Here is a 9,360-nt window from a genome sequence, read left to right on the forward strand (position 1 = left end):
TGTGCTGTTCGCCCGCACCGGCGAGGCGCCGGGGGCGAAGGGCATTTCGGCCTTCATCGTCGATGCCGACACACCGGGGCTCGATGTCAGCGAGCGCATTCGGGTCATCGCGCCGCATCCGCTGGCGACGCTCCGTTTCGAGGGCATGCGTCTCCCATACGGCGCCCGGCTGGGTGAGCGTGGGCGGGGCTTCGGCCAGGCGATGGCGACGCTGGACGTGTTCCGGACGACCGTTGGCGCCGCCGCGCTCGGCTTTGCCCGGCGCGCCCTAGACGAGGCGACTGGACGCGCCCTCACGCGCAAGCTCGGCGAGGGCCGGCTCGCCGACAATCCCATCACCCAGTCGAAGCTCGCCGAGATGGTGCTCGACGTCGATGCTTCGGCGCTGCTCGTTTATCGCGCCGCCTGGCTCCGCGACGTCAAGGGCCAGCGCAACAGCCGCGAGGCGGCGCTCGCCAAGCTCCACGCCACCGATCGCGCCCAGACCGTCATCGACAAGGCCGTGCAGATGTTCGGCGGCCTCGGCGTCACCCGTGGCGTGCCGGTCGAGAGCCTCTACCGCGAGATAAGGGCGCTGCGCATCTACGAGGGAGCGTCGGAAGTGCAGAAGGTGATCATCGCGCGCCATCACCTGGCGGAATCGAGCCGGTGAGCACGCGCTTTCGAGTCAGCTATCCTGTCCGGTTCGCACACTGCGATCCCGCCGGAATTGCCTATTATCCGCGCTGCTTCGAGCTATGCGACGCTGCGATAGAAGAATGGACCGAGACCGTCATTGGCGTCTCGCGAAGCACACTCCATCTCGATATGCACCTGGCCCTGCCTACGGTTGATCTGCGGGCCGGCTTCTCGGCGCCGAGCCGGCTCGGCGATTGGCTGGATCTGTCGATCCTCGTCGAGCATGTGGGAAGATCCTCCATTGTGCTCGCCACCGATGTCACAAGCGGCAACGAGACCCGGTTCGCGGTCACTTTTACTCAAGTTCTGACCTGCATGAAGACCATGAGGCCAAAGCCTTGGCCGACCGAATGGCGAGAACGACTGATTTCGTTTGCAAAAAAGGAGACTTCCGCTTGACCGCTCACCAGACGCTTCTTCCCGCCGGCTGGGAACGGCCCAAAGGCTATGCCAACGGCGTGTCGGCACAAGGCCGGCTTGTCTTCACCGCCGGCATTGTCGGTTGGGACGAACAGCAGCGTTTCGTTTCAGACGACATGGTGGGCCAATTCGAACAGGTGCTCGCAAATACCGTGGCCATACTTGCCGAAGCAGGCGCCCTCCCCGAGCATATCGTGAGAATGACGTGGTACATCACCGATCGAGAGGAATATGTGAACAACCTTGCCGCCATAGGTCAAATCTACAAGAAGATTATTGGGAAGGTTTTTCCGGCCATGGCCGTGGTCGAGGTGACGGCGCTCGTCGAACCACGAGCCCGGATAGAGATCGAGACTACGGCCGTAATCCCTTAGCGTGGCTATTGCTTGTCCGAGGCGGAGGATTCCGCCTCGGATAAGGAGTCGCCATTCCTCTTGCCGGGGACCAGAGGCGCCAGATTTCCGTGCAGCCGGTCGAGGCTATGCGTGAGCTGCTCAAAATCCTCGATTGAAAAGCCCCGGATGATCTGAGCGTAGACCGGTGCGGTGATCATCCGGGCTTCGGAAAGCTTCTGCTTTCCCTTGGACGTCATTGTTACCTCGGTGACCCTGTTGTCGCTCTCCAGCTGACGACACACCACCAGCTTCGCCGTCACCATTCTCTGGACGATACGCGTCATCGTCGAGAACGGTATCACGGCCGCCTCGGCGAGTTGCCCGACACCGCGAGGACTCTTCTGGCCCAGCACCATGAGGACCCGCCAGTAAGGAATATCTATTCCGATGGTCTTCAGGCGGGCCTCGATCACCACATTGTACCGGCTCACGAGGCGGTTGAGCAGGTAGAAAGGATATTTCTCAAGCTGGAACGCCGCCGTTCCGGGATCTCCAAGGTCTCTTGGATCCTTCATCAGTTCGGCCCGCTCTTGCACAACTTCGCCTCCGCATTATCGGCGTAATTGATTGCGTCTGCAAGTTTCATCTGGCATGGAGAAAAAGATAAACTATGGGAGAGGAAACATGGCAGCGGAGGCGTTGCGAGCATTCGCTTCGGGTGTGGCGTCAGGCACGATCCGGACGGTCGATCTAACACAAACGCTTTCACCTGATACTCCCACTCTCGTCCTGCCGCCGGAATTCGGTCAGTGCGCGGGCTTCTCCATGCAGGAAATATCCCGGTACGATGAGCGCGGGGTAGCCTGGTACTGGAACAACTTCACCGTCGGCGAGCATACGGGCACGCATTTCGATGCTCCCGTCCATTGGGTTACCGGACGCGACCTGTCCAATAACACGCTCGACACTATCAACCCGAACGACTTCATCGCGCAGGCTGCCGTGATCGATATCTCGGCAAAGGCCGCCGAGAACCCCGATTATCTCTTGACTGTCGAGGACATCGAGGAATGGGAAGCCACGCATGGCCGGATCCCGCCGCATAGCTGGGTTCTACTTCGCACCGACTGGTCCAAGCGCTCGGTCGACGACTATGTAAACCGCCGGGACGATGGGGCTCATACTCCCGGGCCATCGGTCGAGGCGGTCCGCTTCCTCATCGAAGAACGCGATGCCCATGGATTGGGCGTGGAAACCATTGGCACCGATGCAGGCCAGGCCCATCTGCTCGATCCCCCCTATCCGGCGCATGCTCTCTTCCACGGCGCCGGCCGCTACGGGCTGCAATGTTTGGCCAATCTCGACCAATTGCCGCCGACCGGCTCCGTGGTGGTCGCTTCGCCACTGAAAATCCAAGGCGGGTCCGGGAGCCCCCTGCGGGTTCTGGCTTTCGTCGAAGGCTGAGCGATGGCCGAGCGCTCGTTCAAGGCCGAGGTTCAAAAGCTCCGCAAGGGAGAGGGCGAGCTCTTCCACGGCGAAGGCATTCTCGCGGTAACGAAGGCGCTGCTCCAGTCCGGCGTCGCTTATGTTGGCGGCTATCAGGGGTCTCCGATATCGCACCTGATGGATGTGTTCGCCGACGCAAACGAGCTCATGCAGGAGCTCGGCGTCCATTTCGAGGCGAGTGCAAGCGAAGCCTCCGCCGCGGCCATGCTGGCGGCGTCAGTCAACTACCCACTGCGCGGCGCGGTCGCCTGGAAGTCGGTCGTCGGGACGAACGTCGCCTCCGATGCGCTTTCGAATGTCGCTTCGGGTGGCGTCACGGGCGGCGCGCTGGTCATCGTTGGCGAGGATTATGGTGAAGGCTCCTCGATCATGCAGGAACGCACGCATGCGTTCGCCATGAAGTCGCAGATGTGGCTGATCGATCCCCGCCCCAACCATTCGCTGATCGTCGACCTGGTAGAAAAAAGCTTTGAGCTTTCGGAGGCGTCCAACACGCCCGTGCTGTTCGAACTGCGAGTCCGGGGCTGTCACCAGACGGGGACCTTCGCGGCCCGCGACAACAAGCGGCCGCCCTTGACTGTCTGGGAAGCCGCCGAGGCACCGCGGCGAGACGTCAGCCGGATCGTGCTCCCGCCGGCCAATTTCCTGCACGAAGTCGAGAAGATCGAACATCGCTGGCCCGCGGCGATACAGTTCGTTCGAGAGAACCGGCTGAACGAGCGGTTTGGCCAGGATGCGGACGTCGGCATCATTGTCCAAGGTGGCCTTTTCAACACGCTCAATCGGGCCCTCGAGCTGATCGACGTTTCCGATTCCTTCGGCGATGCCAAATTGCCGATCTACGTCCTCAACGTGACCTATCCTCTGATCCCGGATGAGGTACGGGACTTCTGCGCCGGGAAACGCGCCGTGCTGATGATCGAGGAGGGGCAGCCCGAATTCATCGAGCATGAACTGAACACATTGATAAGGCGTGCTGATCTTCAGACGCAGGTTGTCGGAAAGGCGGTTCTGCCTCGCGCGGGTGAATATACCGGCGCTGTCCTTCAGGAGGGCGTAACCAGGTTCCTGAGTGAATGGGCGCCGGGACTTGCACCGCCAGCCGCGCCGAAGCCGCCGGCAGCTCTCAGCCCTTCCGATGTCCCCGCCCGTCCCGCCGGTTTCTGCACCGGCTGTCCCGAGCGTCCGATTTTTTCGGCCATGAAACTGTTGCAGCGTGAACTCGGGCAGTTTCACGTTTCGGCCGACATTGGCTGCCATCTCTTTTCGATCCTGCCGCCCTTCGACATCGGCAATACGACCATGGGCTATGGTCTGGGAACAGCGGGGGCCTCTGCCTTCAAGGCACGGGACAAGCGGGCAATCGCGATCATGGGCGACGGTGGCTTCTGGCACAACGGACTGACGTCGGGAATCGGGAATGCCGTTTTCAACAAGGACGACAGCGTCACGGTCATCATCGACAATGGCTATTCCGCCGCCACCGGTGGCCAGGACATTCTTTCCTCCCGTGCGGACAATGCCGCGCGCGTCACCAAGCATCCCATCGAGCGGGCGGTGCGCGGGGTTGGCGTGCGCTGGGTGAAGACGCTGACACGGACCTACGATGTCGGCCGCATGCGTGACATGCTTCGGGAGGCTTTTACCAGCAAGGAAACGGGTCCGAAGGTCATAATCGCCCAGTCGGAATGCCAGCTCAATCGCCAGCGACGCGTCAGGCCGGCGATGAGGAAGGCGGTGAGTGAAGGAAGGAGGGTCGTTCGTGAGCGGTTCGGAGTCGATCCGGACACCTGTACCGGCGATCACAGCTGCATCCGCCTATCGGGCTGCCCGTCGCTCACCATCAAGTCCAATCCGGATCCCTTGCGCCAGGATCCGATAGCGCATGTCGACAACAGCTGCGTGGGATGCGGCGTCTGTGGCGAGGTCAGCCACGCGGCCGTGCTCTGCCCTTCCTTCTACAAGGCGCGGATCATAATCAATCCGACCCGCTGGGATCGCCTTCGAGATCGCCTTCGCATGTCGCTGATCGGAATGTGGCAGCGCCGGGCTCAGCGAGCGCTTGCCAGACGGGCATTTTGAACGGTGGTGCAGGATCCCCCAGGTCGTCGGCGCATCACGATCGCCGTCCTTGCGCTGGGCGGCGAGGGAGGAGGGGTCCTTGCCGACTGGATCAGCGAGGTCGGTCGGCTGCAGGGCTATATAGCGCAGAGCACATCGGTTCCCGGGGTCGCCCAGCGCACGGGAGCCACCGTCTATTATATTGAGCTTTTCCCGAAAGAGCATGTCTCGACGGGCGCCCACGAGCCGATCCTCGCGCTCATGCCGGTCCCCGGCGATGTCGATATCGTCGTCGCCTCGGAGCTGATGGAGGTCGGGCGAGCCGTCCTGCGGGGGTTCGTGACCGAAGAACGAACCACGCTCATCGGCTCCACCCACCGCGTCTACGCAATCTCCGAGAAGTCGGCGATGGCGGACGGCCGAGCCAGCGGCGAGCGTATTCTGGCGGCGGCGCGGCAGAAGGCCAAACGCTTTATCGCCTTCGACATGAACGAGATCGCAGCCCAGCATGGGAGCGTGATAAGTTCGGTCATGTTTGGCGCGCTGGCCGGGAGCGGAGCCCTGCCTTTTCCCGTCGCCGCCTTCGAGCAAGCCGTTCGGGCAGGCGGCAAGGCCGTGGCTTCGAACCTTGCCGCCTTCGAAGCAGGATCCAAGGCTGCCGTGGGCGAAGTCGAACGGCTGGTGGACACCCAATTGCTTCCTGCTCCGACGACGGAGATGGGTCGAAGGCTCCTTGGGCGCATTCACGAACAGCTACCGGAAGCCGCGCATGAGTTCGCGACAGAAGGCGTTCGGCGCCTGGTCGACTATCAGGATGCGGCTTATGCTGATCTCTATCTGGACCGCATCGCTTCGATCCGCGAACTGGACAACGACGCGGAAAATTGGCGGCTGACCCGCGAGGCGGCGCGACACGTCGCCTTGTGGATGAGCTATGAGGACACAATCCGTGTCGCGGACCTCAAGGTGAGAGCTGGTCGTTTCAAGCGGGTGCGCGAGGAGGTCAGAGCCGGGCCGGAGGAAATTCTCGGTATCACCGAATATATGCACCCTCGCCTGGAGGAGGTCTGCGAAACGTTGCCGGCGGCCATCGGGCGTCGCGTGCTCGCGAGCAGCAGACTGTCGTCGTGGCTGCGTCCGCTCTTCGGGAAGGGTCGCCATGTGGAGACGAGCGGTGTCCGATGGTTCATTTTACTCGCGCTGCTTGCGGGCATGCGTCGTTGGCGCCGGGGCACCCTTCGCTACAGGACGGAACAGGAGCGGATCGAGCATTGGCTCGAGCATGTTCGAGACGCCGCCGGCACGGATCCTGCCGCCGCGGCGGAGCTCGTCCAGTGCCAGCGGCTCATCAAGGGCTATGGCGACACGTTCGAGCGGGGCCTTGCGAGGTTCAATCGGATCATGGACGCCTGGGCGTCGATCAAATCGGGCCCTGATGCCGCATCGACCCTGGGCCGTCTTCGTGAGGCGGCCCTCGCCGACGAGGAGGGCACAGCCTTGAGCAGCGCCATCACGGAGCTGCGGCTCGCGTCCTGATGGCACCCGGCTATCCGCAGCGCTCCCGACACGGATGAGCGGCAAGATATGACCCTCCGAGACGCACTTGCACGGTCAATGGAACTCCTTCGGACCGATCAGCTGGGGCCTGCGAGCGCGCTTCTCACCGACATACTAGCAGCGACGCCGGGAGAGCCCGACGCGCTGCAGCTTCTCGGGATGGTGGCTCGTGCCGGCAAGGATCATCAACGGGCAGCCGAGTTGTTCCGGCAATCACTCAGTATCAGACCTGATCAGCCGCATGTCCTCAACAATCTCGGCAATGTGTTGCTCGACCTAAAGCAGCCGACCGATGCCATTGAAGCCTATCGAGCCGCGTTGGCGCTGCACCCCTCCTATGCCGATGCGCTCACGAATCTCGGTCTCGCCTATTTAGCGGCCGGTGAGAACCAAAGGGCATGTGAAACGCTCGGACGAGCCGTTGATACGGACTGCGGGAACGCCAAGGCCTGGTCTGCGCTCGGCCGCGCGCTGCGGGCCTGCGACCGGCTCGAGGAGGCGATCGCGGCATTCAACACGGCTTTGTCGCTACGCCCGAACAGCATCCCGACGCGGCACAATCTGGCGGTCACGCTTCGCCTCGCCGGCAAGCCCGAGCAGGCGGCCAGAATGCTGGAAGAATGTGCTGCCGCCAATCCAGCGGCGGCCGAGATTCGATACAATCTTGGCCATTCCTATTATGATCTCGGCCGGCTCGATGAGGCGGCCGCTGCTTATCGCGCCGCGATCGGAGCGAAGCCCACCTATCGCGACGCCCATGACTCCTTGAACCGCCTTCTCTGGCAGCGGGGCGACACGGCGCATTATTTGCGCAGCTACCTGGAGGCGCTTCGGGACGATCCGGACGATGCCGACCTGCTCGCCGATCTCGCAAATCGCCTGAATTTGGGAGGCCGGATTGGAGACGCGGTCCGACTCCTGGATGATGCCCTGGCAATGGGCATCGACAGCGCCGCCATTCGCCATCGGCTGGGTCAGGCCTGCTGGGCCAATGAAGATATGGACGCGGCCCTTTCGCATCTTGAGACCGGAATGGGATTGGAGGCCGGGATGGATTGCCGGCTCGTGCTCGTTCGATGCCTGATAATACTAGGGCGCTATGAGACCGCGCTCGAGGTCGTGACGCCCGCTCTTGAGGCGAGGCCGTTCGACCAGCAAGCCATCGCCTATCAGGGACTTGCCTGGCGCCTTCTCGGTGACCCGCGAGCCGATCGCCTCAATGATTATGATCGTTTTATTTCGTCCCGAATCCTGCAGCCGCCGCAAGGATGGGGCGGTGTCGAGCAGTTTAATGCCCGCCTGGAGCAAGTGCTGGCGGCGCTCCATATGGGGAACCAGCATCCTCTTGAGCAGACGCTTCGCGGCGGCACGCAGACGATGGGCAATCTGTTCGACAGGGATCTTCCGGAGATTTCGGCGGTCAAGAAGATGATCGAGGTCGCGGTCGCGGAATATATCGACGCGCTGCCTCACGATCCGGATCACATATTCCTGAAGCGGCGCTCGGCGGAATTCCGCTTTTCGGGATCCTGGTCCGTTCGCCTTCGGCGTGAGGGCTTCCATCTCAATCACGTCCATTCGGAAGGATGGATCAGTTCCTGCTATTATGTCGGGCTGCCCGGATCCACGACGGATGAAGTCCACAAGGAAGGATGGATAAAGTTCGGAGAGACCGGGCTCGGGCTCGGCGAGCGGGAAACGATTGCAAGAGCCCTAAAGCCGGAGGTCGGAAAGCTGATCCTCTTTCCCTCCTATCTGTATCACGGCACCGTACCGTTCGCGGACGAAGGACCGAGGACGACGGTCGCATTTGACGTCATCCCGACCTAGACCGGCTCTGCGCCCTCGTCTTTGACGGATCACCAACGCGAGCCCCCTTTTCCGTTCATCCTGGATCTCGTGACATGTCGCATGTCTCGCCGCTCGGCGAATATCGCGTGCGCAAGACCGGTGCGGTCGCCAAATCGGCGACCGTAAATGCCGCCCCCGTCATGGCTCCTCTCGACCCTGGCGAGGAACGGAGCGGATCCGTCCCTCGCCGTTGATCCCGCGTTAGAACCTGACGGTCGCCCCGGCAAAGAATCGAATGCCGAGGGGGTCGTACGTGCTGGGGAACGTATTCAGCTGCTCTTGCGAACTGCCGATCAGGGTCTGTTTGTTGTTCGTGAGATTGATGACCCCGCCGAACAGGGTGAACTGTTCGAGATCCCATGCGAGTGAAAGGTCGAGATAATGCTCTGGGTTTATGACCGGCACGGCCAGGTCGCTGGCCGAAAGAAGTCCGCGCGTGACCCTGTCATCAGTCACCTCGCCAATGTAGCGATAGCGGAGGCTGGCCGTGAAGTCGCTTATCTCCAGGGTTGCTCGAGCCGTCCCCTTCCATTCGGGCAGAGGCTCACCGCAGGTCAGGCCGAAGGCGCCGGCACAACGATTTGCCAAGCCGGGCACATCGACCACGGGGTTCCTGTCGAACTTGTTGAGCCAGTTTACCGAGCTGGCCAGGCTGATGCTGCTCTCCTCACCGAGAATTGAGGAAATATCCATGGAGTAGCTCACGCCCACGTCGATGCCGTCGGTCTTGATTGAGCCAATATTGGCGAAGAGCGCGCTGACACCGCCAGGCGAACCGATCGTGCCGTCAGGGAGACGGTCGACGGACTGGCAGTAGAAGTTGTTCAGATCCTGGAATTGATTGTAGCAAAGATCAAGCACGACATTGAGAGGCGCGCGGAAGATGGCATCCTTGATGTTAATATTATAGTAATCGACAGTCACGGCCATTTTATTCATCGGGCGGATCACG

General features: G+C 61.9%; 9 protein-coding genes. 7 read left to right on the forward strand and 2 right to left on the reverse strand.

Annotated elements, in window-relative coordinates:
* From VIR62_RS10010 to VIR62_RS10020, 3 genes are all read left to right on the forward strand, one after another.
* The coding region (locus VIR62_RS10010; protein ID WP_431870913.1) for an acyl-CoA dehydrogenase family protein at window positions 1-652 on the forward strand (652 nt) is incomplete at its 5' end.
* Entirely contained in the window at window positions 649-1,077 is a 429-nt protein-coding gene (locus VIR62_RS10015; protein ID WP_431870914.1) for an acyl-CoA thioesterase, read from the forward strand. The genes VIR62_RS10010 and VIR62_RS10015, both read left to right, overlap by 4 nt.
* The gene (locus VIR62_RS10020; RefSeq protein WP_431870916.1) at window positions 1,074-1,472 is read left to right on the forward strand and encodes a RidA family protein; all 399 of its coding nucleotides are present in this window, start codon (window positions 1,074-1,076) and stop codon (window positions 1,470-1,472) included. Before VIR62_RS10015 ends, VIR62_RS10020 begins: the two co-directional genes overlap by 4 nt.
* A 5-nt stretch (window positions 1,473-1,477) precedes the next feature.
* Here the strand turns inward: VIR62_RS10020 and VIR62_RS10025 are convergent, their stop codons facing one another.
* The gene (locus VIR62_RS10025) at window positions 1,478-2,008 is read right to left on the reverse strand and encodes a MarR family winged helix-turn-helix transcriptional regulator (RefSeq protein WP_431870918.1); all 531 of its coding nucleotides are present in this window, start codon (window positions 2,006-2,008) and stop codon (window positions 1,478-1,480) included.
* A 109-nt stretch (window positions 2,009-2,117) separates the two neighbouring features.
* Between VIR62_RS10025 and VIR62_RS10030 the strand changes: the two genes are divergently transcribed.
* The 4 genes from VIR62_RS10030 (at window position 2,118) to VIR62_RS10045 (ending at window position 8,387) form a co-directional block, all read left to right on the forward strand.
* Window positions 2,118-2,897: a cyclase family protein gene (locus tag VIR62_RS10030; protein WP_431870919.1), complete on the forward strand. Its 780-nt coding sequence runs from the start codon at window positions 2,118-2,120 to the stop codon at window positions 2,895-2,897.
* A gap of 3 nt (window positions 2,898-2,900) precedes the next feature.
* Window positions 2,901-5,021 carry a thiamine pyrophosphate-dependent enzyme gene (locus VIR62_RS10035; protein WP_431870921.1) on the forward strand — a complete coding sequence of 707 codons (2,121 nt, stop codon included), beginning with the start codon at window positions 2,901-2,903 and terminating at the stop codon, window positions 5,019-5,021.
* 6 nt (window positions 5,022-5,027) lie between these two features.
* A complete protein-coding gene (locus VIR62_RS10040; RefSeq protein ID WP_431870923.1) occupies window positions 5,028-6,536 on the forward strand; it encodes an indolepyruvate oxidoreductase subunit beta family protein in 1,509 nt (502 codons plus the stop codon).
* A gap of 78 nt (window positions 6,537-6,614) precedes the next feature.
* Window positions 6,615-8,387, forward strand: coding sequence for a tetratricopeptide repeat protein (locus VIR62_RS10045; protein ID WP_431870925.1), 1,773 nt, complete (start codon window positions 6,615-6,617; stop codon window positions 8,385-8,387).
* 222 nt (window positions 8,388-8,609) lie between these two features.
* Here VIR62_RS10045 and VIR62_RS10050 read toward each other — a convergent pair.
* On the reverse strand, window positions 8,610-9,360 hold a 751-nt coding region (locus tag VIR62_RS10050), incomplete at its 5' end, for a TonB-dependent receptor domain-containing protein (RefSeq protein ID WP_431870927.1).

It is taken from the genome of Allosphingosinicella sp. (assembly GCF_036570505.1).
In the GTDB taxonomy this organism is placed as follows: Bacteria; Pseudomonadota; Alphaproteobacteria; order Sphingomonadales; family Sphingomonadaceae; genus Allosphingosinicella.

What these genes read in the sequence shown, in the direction of transcription:
- VIR62_RS10035 (WP_431870921.1), top strand. Translation starts at nt 2,901, where the DNA reads ATGGCCGAGCGCTCGTTCAAGGCCGAGGTTCAAAAGCTCCGCAAGGGA.
- VIR62_RS10030 (WP_431870919.1), top strand. Translation starts at nt 2,118, where the DNA reads ATGGCAGCGGAGGCGTTGCGAGCATTCGCTTCGGGTGTGGCGTCAGGC.
- VIR62_RS10045 (WP_431870925.1), top strand. Translation starts at nt 6,615, where the DNA reads ATGGAACTCCTTCGGACCGATCAGCTGGGGCCTGCGAGCGCGCTTCTC.
- VIR62_RS10025 (WP_431870918.1), bottom strand. Translation starts at nt 2,008, where the DNA reads ATGAAGGATCCAAGAGACCTTGGAGATCCCGGAACGGCGGCGTTCCAG.